The 13,380-nt window shown below is 71.6% G+C and carries 14 protein-coding genes; all 14 read right to left on the reverse strand.

The window, feature by feature from the left end:
• Positions 1-74 precede the first annotated feature (74 nt).
• The 14 genes from N8I86_RS08365 to pgsA all read right to left on the reverse strand — a co-directional run bounded on the left by N8I86_RS08365 (position 75) and on the right by pgsA (position 13,202).
• Positions 75-614: an adenine phosphoribosyltransferase gene (locus N8I86_RS08365; protein WP_073899448.1), complete on the reverse strand. Its 540-nt coding sequence runs from the start codon at positions 612-614 to the stop codon at positions 75-77.
• The gene (secF, locus tag N8I86_RS08370) at positions 611-1,708 is read right to left on the reverse strand and encodes a protein translocase subunit SecF (RefSeq protein WP_073899450.1); all 1,098 of its coding nucleotides are present in this window, start codon (positions 1,706-1,708) and stop codon (positions 611-613) included. Before secF ends, N8I86_RS08365 begins: the two co-directional genes overlap by 4 nt.
• A 3-nt stretch (positions 1,709-1,711) precedes the next feature.
• Positions 1,712-3,493: a protein translocase subunit SecD gene (gene secD / locus N8I86_RS08375; RefSeq protein ID WP_263277499.1), complete on the reverse strand. Its 1,782-nt coding sequence runs from the start codon at positions 3,491-3,493 to the stop codon at positions 1,712-1,714.
• Between the two features lie 137 nt (positions 3,494-3,630).
• The gene (gene yajC, locus N8I86_RS08380) at positions 3,631-4,164 is read right to left on the reverse strand and encodes a preprotein translocase subunit YajC (protein ID WP_073899456.1); all 534 of its coding nucleotides are present in this window, start codon (positions 4,162-4,164) and stop codon (positions 3,631-3,633) included.
• Positions 4,165-4,351: 187 nt separating this feature from the next.
• Complete coding sequence (ruvB, locus tag N8I86_RS08385) at positions 4,352-5,422, reverse strand: Holliday junction branch migration DNA helicase RuvB (protein WP_073899458.1); 1,071 nt, start codon at positions 5,420-5,422, stop codon at positions 4,352-4,354.
• 26 nt (positions 5,423-5,448) lie between these two features.
• Positions 5,449-6,054: a Holliday junction branch migration protein RuvA gene (ruvA, locus tag N8I86_RS08390; protein WP_263277500.1), complete on the reverse strand. Its 606-nt coding sequence runs from the start codon at positions 6,052-6,054 to the stop codon at positions 5,449-5,451.
• Complete coding sequence (gene ruvC / locus N8I86_RS08395; protein ID WP_073899462.1) at positions 6,051-6,590, reverse strand: crossover junction endodeoxyribonuclease RuvC; 540 nt, start codon at positions 6,588-6,590, stop codon at positions 6,051-6,053. The genes ruvA and ruvC overlap by 4 nt, the downstream gene beginning before the upstream one ends.
• Positions 6,591-6,720: 130 nt before the next feature.
• A complete protein-coding gene (locus N8I86_RS08400) occupies positions 6,721-7,473 on the reverse strand; it encodes a YebC/PmpR family DNA-binding transcriptional regulator (RefSeq protein WP_073899464.1) in 753 nt (250 codons plus the stop codon).
• Positions 7,474-7,522: 49 nt separating this feature from the next.
• Complete coding sequence (pdxT, locus tag N8I86_RS08405; RefSeq protein ID WP_073899466.1) at positions 7,523-8,128, reverse strand: pyridoxal 5'-phosphate synthase glutaminase subunit PdxT; 606 nt, start codon at positions 8,126-8,128, stop codon at positions 7,523-7,525.
• Positions 8,129-8,154: 26 nt separating this feature from the next.
• On the reverse strand, positions 8,155-9,060 hold the full coding sequence (gene pdxS, locus N8I86_RS08410) for a pyridoxal 5'-phosphate synthase lyase subunit PdxS (RefSeq protein ID WP_031161827.1): 906 nt from the start codon (positions 9,058-9,060) through the stop codon (positions 8,155-8,157).
• Positions 9,061-9,187: 127 nt separating this feature from the next.
• Positions 9,188-9,730: a LemA family protein gene (locus N8I86_RS08415; protein ID WP_073899468.1), complete on the reverse strand. Its 543-nt coding sequence runs from the start codon at positions 9,728-9,730 to the stop codon at positions 9,188-9,190.
• A gap of 666 nt (positions 9,731-10,396) precedes the next feature.
• Positions 10,397-11,572 (reverse strand): glycosyltransferase family 4 protein, encoded by a 1,176-nt coding sequence (locus N8I86_RS08420; protein ID WP_073899470.1) that lies wholly within the window; start codon positions 11,570-11,572, stop codon positions 10,397-10,399.
• Positions 11,569-12,477 carry a phosphatidylinositol mannoside acyltransferase gene (locus tag N8I86_RS08425; RefSeq protein ID WP_263277501.1) on the reverse strand — a complete coding sequence of 303 codons (909 nt, stop codon included), beginning with the start codon at positions 12,475-12,477 and terminating at the stop codon, positions 11,569-11,571. Before N8I86_RS08425 ends, N8I86_RS08420 begins: the two co-directional genes overlap by 4 nt.
• A complete protein-coding gene (gene pgsA, locus N8I86_RS08430; protein ID WP_073899474.1) occupies positions 12,474-13,202 on the reverse strand; it encodes a phosphatidylinositol phosphate synthase in 729 nt (242 codons plus the stop codon). Before pgsA ends, N8I86_RS08425 begins: the two co-directional genes overlap by 4 nt.
• Positions 13,203-13,380 lie beyond the last annotated feature (178 nt).

A 13,380-nucleotide genomic window follows, 5' to 3' on the forward strand; every position in this document is an offset into this window, starting at 1 on the left:
GGGTCCGGGTCCGGTGACGCGAGCGGCCGCCCCGGTGGTGCCGGGACGGCCGCTGCTGTGCTGCTGTGCTCGGCTCAGACCTGGAGCAGTGCCTCGACCGGTGCCCCGTCCAGGACCGGCTCCAGGCGGGCGCGGCCGCTCAGGAAGCCCAGTTCCATCAGGACGGCGACGCCGCAGACCTCGGCGCCGGCGCGATGGATGAGCTGGACCGCGGCCTCGGCGGTACCGCCGGTGGCCAGGACGTCGTCCACGATCAGCACGCGGTCGCCGGGGGCCAGGTCCTCGGCGTGCACCTCGATCTCTGCGGAGCCGTACTCGAGGTCGTAGGCCTGCCGGAGGGTGGCCCCGGGCAGCTTGCCCGCCTTGCGGACCGGGATGAAGCCCAGGCCCGCGCGGACGGCGACCGGCGCGCCCAGGATGAAGCCGCGGGCCTCCAGTCCGACGACCTTGGTCGCGCCGGTGCCGGCGGCGATCTCGGCCAGGGTGTCGGTGAGGGCCGTGAACGCGGCCGGGTCGGCCAGCAGCGGGGTGATGTCCTTGAACATCACCCCCGGCTCCGGGTAGTCGGCGACGTCACGGATGCGGCTGAGCAGCAGCTCCTTGATGTCGGTCATCGGCGCTTCCCCGGCGTCCGGCCACGGCCCCGGTTGCGGGACGCGGGCTGGTTGCGCGGGCCGACGACGGCGGGAGTGGCGTCGTCACCGTCGGAGCGTGCCTCGGCGAGGTCGTCCTCCGTGGTCGCCTGGGCGCGCTTGGCCAGGACCCGCTTCCTGAGCGCCCTCATCGCCGGCTCGCGCTCCTTGAGGTCGGCGACGAGCGGGGTGGCGATGAAGATCGACGAGTACGCACCGGCCGCGAGACCCACGAACAGCGACAGCGAGATGTCGTTCAGCGTGCCGGCGCCGAGGAAGCCGCCGCCGATGAACAGCAGGCCGGCGACCGGCAGCAGCGCGACGACCGTGGTGTTGATGGAACGGACCAGGGTGCCGTTGATCGACCGGTTGGCGATGTCGCTGTAGGTGAAGCGGGTCTGCTTGGTGATGTCCTTCGTCTGCTCCTTGAGGCTGTCGAAGACGACGACCGTGTCGTAGAGCGAGTAACCGAGGATGGTCAGCAGACCGATGACCGTGCCGGGGGTGACCTCGAAGCCGACGAGCGCGTAGATGCCCGTCGTGATGGTGATGTCGTGGATCAGCGCGATCAGAGCCGCGACGGCCATGCGCCACTCGAAGGCGATCGCCAGGTAGATCACGACGAGGACCATGAAGATCGCCAGGCCCTCCCAGGCCTTGTTGGCGATTTGCTCGCCCCAGCTCGGGCCGACAAGGTCGGCGGCGAGCTTCTCGGGGTCGAGGTTCAGGTCCTTGGCCAGGTCCTGCTTGATCTGGTCGGACTTGCCGGTGTCGATGCCGGCGATCTGGATACGCAGGCTGCCGTTGCCGAGCTTCTGCACGACCGACTGGTGGCCGGACGCCTCGTTGGCGTACTCCTCCGCCTGGGCGACCGACGTGCTCATTCCCGTGGGCGTGGTGAAGACCGCGCCGCCCTGGAACTCGATGCCCATGTTCAGACCGCGCACCGCCAGGCCGAGGATGGCGGTGATGGTGATCAGGATCGAGACGCCGTACCAGATCTTGCGCTTGCCGACGAAGTCGTAGGAGATCTCGCCGCGGTGCAGTCGAGCGCCGAGGTTGCCGAGTTTCGACATGGCTCAGGCCTCCTTCGGGTCGACGGGGCCGGCGGTGGGACCGGCAGGACGGCGGGTGCGGCGCAGCGGCGGTTTGGCACCGAGGCTCTTCGGGTCGAGTCCGGACCACTTGTGGCCGTCCGCGAAGAACTTGCGGCGTGCGAGGACCGTCATCAAAGGCTTGGTGAAGAAGAAGACGACGACCACGTCGAGCACGGTGGTCAGGCCCAGCGTGAACGCGAAGCCCTGCACCTTGCCCACGGTGACGATGAAGAGCACTGCGGCGGCCAGGAACGAGACGAAGTCCGAGACCAGGATGGTGCGCCGGGCGCGCGGCCAGGCCCGCTCCACGGCGGGGCGCAGGGAGCGGCCCTCGCGGATCTCGTCGCGGATGCGTTCGAAGTACACGATGAACGAGTCCGCCGTGATACCGATCGCGACGATGGCACCGCAGACGGCCGGCAGGTTCAACGCGAAATTGATGGCCGGGCCCAGCAACGTCATGATCAGGTAGGTGAGGATCGCGGAGACCAGCAGCGAGGCCATGGCCACGATCGACAGGCCGCGGTAGTAGACCACCAGGTAGATCACGACCAGCGCGAGACCGATGGCGCCGGCGACGAGTCCGGCGTGCAGCTGCTCGCCGCCGAGCGCGGCGGTGACGGTGGTGACGGACTGCTCCTGGAAGGACAGCGGCAGGGCGCCGTACGACAGCATGTTGGCGAGGCTCTGCGCCTCCTCCTGCTTGAAGCTGCCGGAGATCTCCGCCTGGCCGCCGGTGATGGCCTGCTGCACGAAGGGGCTGGAGACGACCTCGCCGTCGAGGACGATGCCGAACTCGTTCTGCGGCTTCTGCTTCTGGGCGAGCTGACCGGTGATGTCGGCGAACTTGTTCGCACCGGTCTTGGTGAAGGTCATCTGGACCTGCCAGCCCGCGGCGCCCTGGGTGTCGAAGACCGCCTGGGCCTTCTTCACCTCGGTGCCGTCCACGCCGGCCGGGCCCAGCAGGTACTTGTACCAGTTGCCGTCGACCTGGCCGCAGGCCACGGTCGAGTCGCCGGGCTTCGCGTCCTTGCCGGCCTTGGCGCGGTCGGTGGGCTTGGTGCAGTCCAGGGCGGCGAACTGCGCCTGGAGCTGCTTGGCGTCGCCGGAGCCGCTGCCGGAGGCCGAGGGGCTGGCGGACGGCTTGCCGCTGCCGGAGGGGGACCCGCTCGGCGAGGGGGAGCCGGCCTTCAGCGCGTCGGTGACCGGGCGGCCCTGGGAGGTCGCCGTGGCGTTGGGGGACGAGGAGCCGGACGAGGTCGCCTTCTCCTTGGCGGAGGAGCTCGACGACGGGCTCGCGCCGGGCTTCGGCGAGGAGCCGCCGCTGGTAGACGCGCTCGGCGAGGGGCTGCCCGCGGGGGCGCTGGCCTCCTGCAGCAGGACCGGCCGGAAGTACAGCTTGGCGGTGGTGCCGACCTGCTGCTGGGCTTCCTTGGAGTTGGTGCCCTTGGGGATGTTGACGATGATGTTGTCGTTCCCCTGGGTCTGCACCTCCGCCTCGGAGACGCCCAGGCCGTTGACGCGGCGGTTCATGATGTCGACCGCGGTGTCCATGTTGGCCTTGTTGATCGCGGACCCCTGGTCGGCCTTCGCCTTGAGCGTGATGCTCGTGCCACCGGCGAGGTCGATGCCGAGACGCGGAGTCTTGTGCCCGGAGAGGAACATCCCTCCGGTCAGCGCCGCGATGGCGATCAGGATGAGGGCCAGCGAGCGCCCTGGCTTGCTCTGGGCGCTCGCGCTCCGGCCCCTCTTAGGTGCTGCCACCTTCTCGTACTCCCTCTCGGGCCGCCCCGCGCCCGGTCGGCGCGGTCGGCCATGACATGGTGTCGGGCTCCCGTGCGAAACAGACGCGCCCGGGGTGCGCGGGGCGGGGTGCCGCCGCCGCGCGTCCCGGGGCGTGACTACTTCGCGTCGGAGTCGCCGTCGGTCTTCTTCGGCTCGTCCTCCGCCTTGGCGTCGGCGGCCTGGGCCGCTTCGGCCTTGTCCTCGGCGGCCTGGATGGCGTCGTCCCCGCGCTCGGCGGCGTCCTTCTTACCGAGCTCGATCTTGTCGTCGGCGGCGGCAGCGGCGGCGGGCCCGTCGGTCTCGTCGCTCTCGGTGAGGGAGGAGGCGTCGTCGGGGACGACGGAGGCGTCGGACTTCAGGTCGTGCTCGACGCCGTGCACGATGCGGTTGTACTCGTCGTCGGTGAGCACGGCACCGATGGCGTTCTTGGCGAAGAGGAGGTCGACGCCCGGTCCGGCGTCGAGGAGGACGGTGTCCTCGTTGACCTCCTTGACCGTCGCGTACATCCCCCCGATGGTGCGGACGCCGGATCCGGGCTGCATCTCGTTCCGCATGGAGGCGGCCTGCTGCTGCTTCTTCTTGGCCGAGCGCGTCATCAGGAACATGGCCGCGATGAGCACGATGAAGGGGAGAAGGGTAAAGGCATTCACGGGACGGGGTTTCCTTCGCGCGACCGCGACGGAGAGCGGCCTTGACGGGGGTGTGGGTCGGCGCCACCCGCAAGGGCGGCATCGGCGGAGTCTAAGCGAGTCCGCGCGCATGGAACAACGCTCAGCATGGCACCTGGGTTCCTGCTCCGGCCAATGCCCTCGCCGTCACGAAGCGATCACATCGCCCTCACGCCCCGAACAGGTCCCCTTGTCCGTTTCCCGTCGTCGCGGACCTGGGCGGGGTCAGCCCCAGGTGCGCCCAGGCGGCGGGCGTGCCCACCCGGCCGCGCGGGGTGCGCGCCAGCAGTCCCTCCCGGACGAGGAACGGTTCGGCGACCTCCTCGACGGTCTCCCGCTCCTCCCCCACCGCGACGGCGAGGGTGGACAGTCCGACGGGGCCGCCGCCGAACAGCTTGAGCAGGGCCTCCAGCACGGCACGGTCGAGCCGGTCGAGTCCGCGCGCGTCGACCTCGTACACGGCGAGGGCGGCCGCCGCGATCTCGCGGGTGATCACGCCGTCCGCCTTGACCTGCGCGTAGTCACGGACACGGCGCAGCAGACGGTTGGCGATTCGGGGCGTGCCGCGGGAGCGGCCGGCGATCTCGGCGGCGCCGTCCGGCTCGATCTCGACGTCCAGCAGGTGCGCCGAGCGGTGCACGACGCGCTCCAGTTCGTGGGGCTCGTAGAACTCCATGTGCGCGGTGAAGCCGAAGCGGTCGCGCAGCGGGGGCGGCAGCAGACCGGCCCGGGTCGTGGCCCCGACCAGGGTGAACGGCGGCAGCTCCAGCGGGATGGCGGTGGCACCGGGGCCCTTGCCGACGATCACGTCGACGCGGAAGTCCTCCATCGCCATGTACAGCATCTCCTCGGCGGGCCGGGACATGCGGTGGATCTCGTCGAGGAAGAGGACCTCGCCCTCCTGGAGGGAGGAGAGGATGGCGGCCAGGTCGCCGGCGTGCTGGATGGCGGGGCCGGAGGTGATGCGGATGGGGGCGCCCATCTCGGCCGCGATGATCATCGACAGGGTGGTCTTGCCGAGGCCGGGCGCGCCGGACAGCAGCACGTGGTCGGCGGTGGCGCCGCGCGCGCGTGCGGCGCGCAGGACGAGGTCGAGCTGCTCGCGGACCTTCTCCTGGCCGATGAACTCGCCGAGGTCCTTGGGGCGCAGGGCGGCCTCGACGGCCTGGTCCTCCCGGTCGGCGACGGAGCCCACCAGCCGCTCCTCGGCGGGGGTGTCGGTCGGGTCGTGCCGGTTCACGGAGATCTCCTAGCGGGTGGCGCAGGTCAGCGGGCGCGGTTCAGGGTCTGCAGGGCGGCCTTCAGCAGCTGGCCGACCTGGGGCGTGCCGGCCGCGGCCTCGGCCTGCGGTGCCACGGCGGTCACGGCCTCGTCGGCCTCGCGGGTGGCGTAGCCGAGGCCGATCAGAGCCGCGTGCAGCTGGTCGCGCCAGCCCTGGGTGACCGGGGCGCCGATCGCGGGGGCGCCGACGGGCTCGCCGAGGCGGTCCTTCAGTTCCAGCAGCAGTTTCTGGGCGCCCTTCTTGCCGATGCCGGGCACGGCGGTGAGGGCCTTCTCGTCGGCGGTGGCGACCGCGCGGCGCAGCGCGTCCGGGGTGTGCACGGCGAGCATGGCCTGGGCGAGGCGCGGGCCGACGCCGCTCGCCGTCTGCAGCAGCTCGAACACCTGGCGTTCGTCGTCGTCGACGAAGCCGTACAGGGTGAGCGAGTCCTCGCGGACGACGAGGGACGTGTGCAGCTTGGCGGGCTGTCCGGTGCGCAGCGTCGACAGGGTGTTCGGCGTGCACTGGACGGCCATGCCGACCCCGCCGACCTCGACGACCGCGGCGTCGGGGGCGAGCGCGGCGACCGTGCCGCTGACGAAGGCGATCATGCCGTCCGGCCTTTCGTTGCGTGGGCGGTGTGCAGGGCGACGGCCTGCTGGAGCCGGTTCTGCGCGGGTGCGCGCCAGATGTGGCAGATGGCGAGCGCGAGGGCGTCGGCGGCGTCGGCCGGCTTCGGCGGCGCGGAGAGCCGCAGCAGTCGGGTGACCATGGCTCCGACCTGCGCCTTGTCGGCACGGCCGCTGCCGGTGACGGCGGCCTTGACCTCGCTCGGAGTGTGCAGGGCGACGGGGATGCCGCGCCGGGCGGCGCACAGCATGGCGACCGCGCTGGCCTGGGCGGTGCCCATGACCGTGCGCACGTTGTGCTGGCTGAAGACGCGCTCGACGGCGACGAACTCGGGCCGGTGCTCGTCCAGCCACTCCTCGATGCCCTGCTCGACGGCGAGCAGCCGCCGGCTCAGCTCGGCGTCCGCGGGGGTCCGGACGACGCCGACCCCGAGCATGGTGAGCGGCCGCCCGGCGACTCCCTCGACCACGCCGACACCGCACCGCGTCAGGCCGGGGTCCACCCCCAGTACACGCACGAGCGCCCCTCCCGTCGACAACCTGTTCGTGCAGGCTATCGGGTGTCACTGACAACGCCGTACAGCGCGGCGGGCCGGTGGGACGTGTCCCACCGGCCCGCCGGAAAACGCGTGTCGGAGCCGCGAGGCGTTACGCGTCGACCTTCTCCATGATCTCGTCGCTCACGTCGAAGTTGGCGAAGACGTTCTGCACGTCGTCGCTGTCCTCGAGCGCGTCGATGAGCTTGAAGATCTTCTTGGCGCCGTCCTCGTCCAGTTCGACCTGGACGGACGGCACGAAGCTGGAGTCGGCGGAGTCGTAGTCGATCCCGGCCTCCTGGAGGGCGGTGCGGACCGCGACCAGGTCGGTGGCCTCGCTGATGACCTCGAAGGTCTCACCGAGGTCGTTGACCTCCTCGGCGCCCGCCTCCAGGACGGCGCCGAGGACGTCGTCCTCGCTCAGCTCGCCCTTGGGGACGATGACGACGCCCTTGCGGCTGAACATGTACGACACCGAGCCCGGGTCCGCCATGTTGCCGCCGTTGCGGGTCATGGCGACGCGGACGTCGGAGGCGGCGCGGTTGCGGTTGTCGGTGAGGCACTCGATGAGCACCGCGACACCGTTCGGACCGTAGCCCTCGTACATGATCGTCTCGTAGTCGGCGCCACCGGCCTCGAGGCCGCCGCCGCGCTTGATGGCAGAGTCGATGTTCTTGTTGGGAACCGACTGCTTCTTGGCCTTCTGCACGGCGTCGTAGAGGGTCGGGTTGCCCTCGAGGTCGACGCCGCCCATACGCGCCGCGACCTCGATGTTCTTGATCAGCTTCGCGAAGAGCTTGCCGCGCTTGGCGTCGATCACGGCCTTCTTGTGCTTCGTCGTAGCCCATTTAGAGTGGCCGGACATCTGCCTGTCTCCTTCGCGTAACCCAACTCTGTAACGAACCCCAGCGATCCTACAAGGAGTCGGGGGTCCGGTCGGCGCGCACCATGTCGACGAACAGGGAGTGCACGCGGTGGTCGCCGGTCAGTTCCGGGTGGAACGACGTGGCGAGCGCGTTGCCCTGGCGGACGGCGACGATGTGGCCCTCGTGCTCGGCGAGCACCTCGGCCCGGGCGCCCACGGACTCGACCCAGGGGGCGCGGATGAAGACGCCCTCCACAGGATCGCCCGGGACACCCTTCACGTCGACCGCTGCCTCGAACGACTCGTTCTGCCGGCCGAAGGCGTTGCGGCGCACGATCATGTCGATGCCGCCGATGGTCTCCTGGCCCGAGCGGGGGTCGAGGATCTTGTCGGCGAGCATGATCATGCCCGCGCAGGTGCCGTAGACGGGCATGCCGTCCCGCACGCGCGCGCGGAGGGGGTCCATCACGCCGAACAGCACGGCGAGCTTGGAGATGGTGGTGGACTCGCCGCCGGGCAGCACGAGGCCGTCGACCTCGGCGAGTTCCTCGGGGCGCCGCACCGGCCTGGCCACGGCGTCGGCCGCGGCCAGGGCGATGAGGTGCTCCCGTACGTCGCCCTGGAGGGCCAGGACGCCAATGACAGGAGTGTTCATGGGGTGGTGTACCTGTGGGCCTTCGCTTACCAGCCGCGGTTGGCGTAGCGCTCGGTCTCGGGGAGGGTGTCGCAGTTGATGCCGACCATGGCCTCGCCGAGGTTGCGGGACGCGTCCGCGATGATCTTCGGGTCGTCGTAGAAGGTGGTGGCCTTGACGATGGCGGCGGCGCGCTTGGCCGGGTCGCCGGACTTGAAGATGCCGGAGCCGACGAACACGCCCTCGGCGCCGAGCTGACGCATCAGGGCCGCGTCGGCCGGAGTGGCCACGCCGCCGGCGGAGAAGAGGACGACCGGGAGCTTGCCCAGCTCGGCGACCTCCTTGACCAGCTCGTAGGGGGCGCGCAGCTCCTTGGCGGCGGCGTACAGCTCGTGGTTGTCGAAGCCGCGCAGCTTGGCGATCTCGTTCTTGATCTGGCGCAGGTGGCGGACGGCCTCGACGACGTTGCCGGTGCCGGCCTCGCCCTTGGAGCGGATCATCGCGGCGCCCTCGGCGATGCGGCGCAGGGCCTCGCCCAGGTTGGTGGCACCGCACACGAACGGCGTGGTGAAGGACCACTTGTCGGAATGGTTGACCTCGTCGGCCGGGGTGAGGACCTCGGACTCGTCGATGTAGTCGACGCCGAGGGACTGCAGCACCTGGGCCTCGACGAAGTGGCCGATGCGGGACTTGGCCATCACCGGGATGGAGACCGCGTCGATGATGCCCTCGATCATGTCCGGGTCGGACATACGGGCCACGCCGCCGTCCTTGCGGATGTCGGCCGGGACCCGCTCCAGGGCCATGACGGCGACGGCGCCCGCGTCCTCGGCGATCTTCGCCTGCTCCGGCGTGACGACGTCCATGATCACGCCGCCCTTGAGCTGCTCGGCCATGCCGCGCTTCACACGGGCGGTGCCGGTCTCGGGAGCCTGGTTCTCGGTGGTGGACACGGGTGACCTCACTGAAGGGAAAGAGGGTTTCTCTGCAGCATCGAGGAAACGTGAGTGGACCAGGCCACAGCAAGGGCCAATGGTGAGCCGGTGGATCCTTTTCGGTCATGGACCCGTCGGCGCAAGTTCACGACACCCGTTCCACCAGGGCGGCGGGCGCCTCGTCGTCCATCTCGAAGGCCAGCGGGAACGGGGCGTGGCCGGCGAGCCGGAACCAGCGGACCTTGCGGTGTTCGCGCAGCCGCCGGGCGGCTCCGACGGCGTCGTTGTGGAAGCGGCGGGCCATGGGGACCCGGCGTACCGCCTCGGCCAGCTCGTGGGCCGTTTCCTCGCCCCCCGGGGCCTCCCGTACCGCCTCGACCTGCTGCGCGTCCCCGAAGACGGCGCGCAGCGCCTGGCTCAGCTCGCTCTCGGCCACCTCCCGCTGCTCCTCCTCGGACTGCCGGGCCGCGTGCGCGGCCTCGTACAGCACGATCGAGGCGGCCGGGTCGAGCACGCCCGAGGTCGCGAGTTCCTGCGCCACGGAGGCCCGCCGCAGCAGCTGCGCGTCGAGCGCGGCGCGGGCGGCGTCCATCCGCACGTGCAGCCGGTCCAGCCGCCCGGCCGTCCAGCTCAGGTACACACCGACGGCGAGGAGCGCGACAAGGATCCAGATGAGGGTTGCGGTCACGGGCGAAGGCTATCGGGACGACCGGGGAACGCGTCCGGGCCGGTGGCCGATGGTCTCAGGGAGCGGCGCGCAGTGCGCCCCCGCCCACACGCCGGTCGCCCGCCGAGCCGCGCCGGCCCGGCCAGGTGCGGGTACGGCAGGCCGCAGCCTCCCCGCCACCGCACCGAGGGGCCCTGAGGCCTGGGGACGCTTCCGGGCCGGTGGCCGGTGGTCTCGGGGGGCGGCGCGCAGTGTGCCCCCGCCCACACGCCGGTCGCCCGCCGAGCCGAGTCGGCCCGGCCAGGTGCGGGGTCGGCAGGCCGCAGCCTCCCCGCCACCGCACCGAGGGGCCCTGAGGCCTGGGGACGCTTCCGGGCCGGTGGCCGGTGGTCTCAGGGGGCGGCGCGCAATGCACCCGCGCCCACAGGACGCCCGCCGGCCAGGCCGGTCCCCCGCCGAGCCGAGCCGGCCCGGCCAGGTGCGGGGTCGGCAAGCCGCAGCCTCCCCGCCCCCGCACCGAGGGGCCCTGCAGACCTGGGGACGCGTCCGGGCCGGTGGCCGGTGGTCTCAGGGGGCGGCACGCAGTGCGCCCCCCGCTCAAGAGGCGGTCGCCCGCCGAGCCACGACGGCCCGGCCAGGTGCGGGGGCGGCAGGCAGCAGCCCTCCCCGCCACCGCGCCGAGGGGCCCTACACGTCCGCTCGGTCCCGGGCCAGGCCGAAGCGTGCTCGCAGGCCCGTCGTGCGTTCGTCCGCCGCCACCGCCGCCGCACCGGCCGTCACCGTCTCGTAGACGGACAGGATGTCCGCGCCGACCGTCGACCAGTCGAAGCGCCGCACGTGGGCGCTTCCGAGGTCGCGCAGCTCGGCCAGCCGCTCCGGGTCGCCGAGCAGCCGTACGGCCGCCTCGGCCAGGGCGTCCGCGTCCTCGTTGGCGAAGACCTCGCCCGCCGCGCCCTTGTCCAGGACCTGCACGAACGCGTCCAGGTCGGAGGCGAGGACGGGGGCGCCCGCCGACATCGCCTCGACCAGGATGATGCCGAAGCTCTCGCCGCCGGTGTTGGGCGCGACGTACAGGTCGACGCTGCGCAGGAAGCGCGCCTTGTCCTCGTCGCTGACCATGCCGAGGAACTCCACGCGCGAGCGCAGCTCCTTCGGCAGTTGCTCGACGGCCGCCTCCTCGTCACCCCGCCCGGCGACCAGCAGCCGCGCCCCCGGGCGGGCCGCGAGGATCTTCGGCAGGGCCCGCATCAGCACGGGCAGGCCCTTGCGGGGTTCGTCGATGCGCCCGATGAAGCCGATCGTGTCGCCCTGCCACTCGGGCCTCGGCTCGGCCCGGGCGAAGAAGTCCACGTCGACGCCGTTGGGGATGACCACCGCGTCCCCGCCGAGGTGCTCGACCAGCGTGCGCCGCGCGTACTCGCTCACGGCGATCCGCGCGCTGATCTTCTCCAGCGCGGCCTGCAGGATCGCGTACGCGGCGATCATGGCGCGCGAGCGCGGGTTGGAGGTGTGGAAGGTCGCGACGATGGGCCCCTGGGCCGCCCAGCAGGTCAGCAGGCCCAGCGAGGGCGAGGTCGGCTCGTGGATGTGGACCACGTCGAAGGCCCCGTCGTGCAGCCAGCGCCGCACCCGCGCCGCCGACAGGAAGCCGAAGTTGAGCCGGGCCACCGAGCCGTTGTACGGCACCGGGACCGCGCGGCCGGCCGAGACGACGTACGGCGGCAGGGGCGTGTCGTCGTCGGCCGGGGCGAGCACGGAGACCTCGTGGCCGAGCCGGATGAAGTACTCGGCCAGGTCGCGGATGTGGAACTGGACGCCACCGGGCACGTCCCAGGAGTACGGGCAGACGATCCCGATTCTCACGAGGGTCCCTTCGCGGGGTCGAGGTCGGCGAGCCACAGGCGCTGGAGCATGTGCCAGTCCTCCGGATGGTCGGCGATACCGGTGGCGAAGGCGTTCGCCAGCGCCTGTGTCATGACAGACGTCTTCTCGGCGCGCGTGCCTGACTCCGGCACCTCGATCGGGGGATGGACCTGGCCCTTCATGACCGGCGAGTCGTCGTACCAGAGTGTGACCGGCAGCAGCAGGGCGCCGGTCTGCTGGGCGAGCAGGGCCGGGCCGGCGGGCATCCGTGCCGTCTCGCCGAAGAAGTCGACCTCGACGCCGGAGGCGGACAGGTCGCGGTCGGCGACCAGGCAGACCAGGCCGCCGTCGCGCAGCCGGCGGGCCAGGGTGCCGAAGGCGGAGCCCCCGCTGTGCGGCAGGACCTCCATGCCGAGGCCCTCGCGGTAGGCGACGAATCGGTCGTACAGCGTCTCGGGCTTCAGGCGCTCGGCGACCGTCGTGAAGGGCGTCCCGAGCTTGGTGGTGACCCAGGCGCCGGCCAGGTCCCAGTTGGCCAGGTGCGGCAGGGCGAGGACGACGCCCCGGCCGGAGGCGAGGCCGTCGGTGAGGAAGTGGATGTCCTTGGGGTCGAAGCCCGTCCGCACCCGCTCGGCGCTCCAGGCGGGGAGCCGGAAGGACTCCATCCAGTAGCGCAGGTAGGAGCGCATGCCCGCGCGGGACAGCTCGGCCAGGCGCTCGGGCGTGGCGTCGGGCACCACGCGCGCGTAGTTGGACTCCAGGCGCCGCACGCCCTTGCCGCGCTTCTTCCAGGCGAGGTCGGCGATGGTGCGGCCGAGCCGCACGGCGGCCGGTTCGGGGAGCTTCTTGACGGTGCTCCAGCCGAGCCCGTACAGCGAGTCGGTGAGCCGGTCGGCGGTGCTCACTTCGCGGCCTCGCTCCCCTGGGAGGTGTTCTGCCCGGCGGCCGCCTCGGCCTCGGCGGACTCACGGCGGACGGTGACGACCCGCTGGATCAGCGTGACGAGGCTGCCCACGGCGACGATCCACAGGGCGACCGGCAGCAGCCACTGGATGCCCGGCACCCCGAACTTGTGCAGTCCCGCGAAACCGGCCGCGACCAGCGAGATCACCAGCCGCTCGGCACGCTCCACGAGCCCGTTGACCGCCACCGGCAACCCGATGGACTCCCCGCGCGCCTTCGTGTACGACACCACCTGGCCGCTCGCCAGGCAGAAGATCGAGACGGCGCACAGGACGTTGTCGTCGCCGTTGCCCGCGTACCAGAGCGCGAAGCCGCCGAAGATGGCGCCGTCGGCGACCCGGTCCAGGGTGGAGTCGAGGAAGGCGCCCCAGCGGCTGGAGCGGCCCAGCTGGCGGGCCATGTTGCCGTCGACGAGGTCGGAGAAGACGAACAGGGTGATGACGACCGTGCCCCAGAAGAACTCGCCCCTGGGGTAGAAGACCAGCGCTCCCGCGACCACACCCGCCGTGCCGAGGAGCGTGACCGTGTCGGGGCTGACGCCCCGGCGGATGAGAAACGCGGCGAACGGCGTGAGGACACGCGTGAAGAATGCACGCGCGTACTTGTTCAGCATGGCCTTCCCGACGGTCGGTGTCGCCGCGGCCCTGGTGGCCGCCGGCTGGCCCATCGTAGCCACGCACGTGCGCGCTCGACGGGCGGGCACCCGCGGCTCGTGCCTCGAACCGGTGCCGGCGGCCGCACTCGGGGCGTGTGTGGCGCGATCGGTACCGGTCCGCGGCCTTCGTGGTCGTTCGTATGGACGCGGCATGACGGGAGTGGAAAGCTCGAATAACCGCGGGCGTCGC

It is taken from the genome of Streptomyces albidicamelliae, from assembly GCF_025642175.1.
Classification (GTDB): Bacteria; Actinomycetota; Actinomycetes; order Streptomycetales; family Streptomycetaceae; genus Streptomyces; species Streptomyces albidocamelliae.

Coding starts and splice junctions, on each gene's coding strand:
- secF (WP_073899450.1), bottom strand. CDS start 1,708: ATGTCGAAACTCGGCAACCTCGGCGCTCGACTGCACCGCGGCGAGATC.
- pdxT (WP_073899466.1), bottom strand. CDS start 8,128: ATGAACACTCCTGTCATTGGCGTCCTGGCCCTCCAGGGCGACGTACGG.
- ruvA (WP_263277500.1), bottom strand. CDS start 6,054: ATGATCGCCTTCGTCAGCGGCACGGTCGCCGCGCTCGCCCCCGACGCC.
- pgsA (WP_073899474.1), bottom strand. CDS start 13,202: ATGGGCCAGCCGGCGGCCACCAGGGCCGCGGCGACACCGACCGTCGGG.
- N8I86_RS08400 (WP_073899464.1), bottom strand. CDS start 7,473: ATGTCCGGCCACTCTAAATGGGCTACGACGAAGCACAAGAAGGCCGTG.
- N8I86_RS08365 (WP_073899448.1), bottom strand. CDS start 614: ATGACCGACATCAAGGAGCTGCTGCTCAGCCGCATCCGTGACGTCGCC.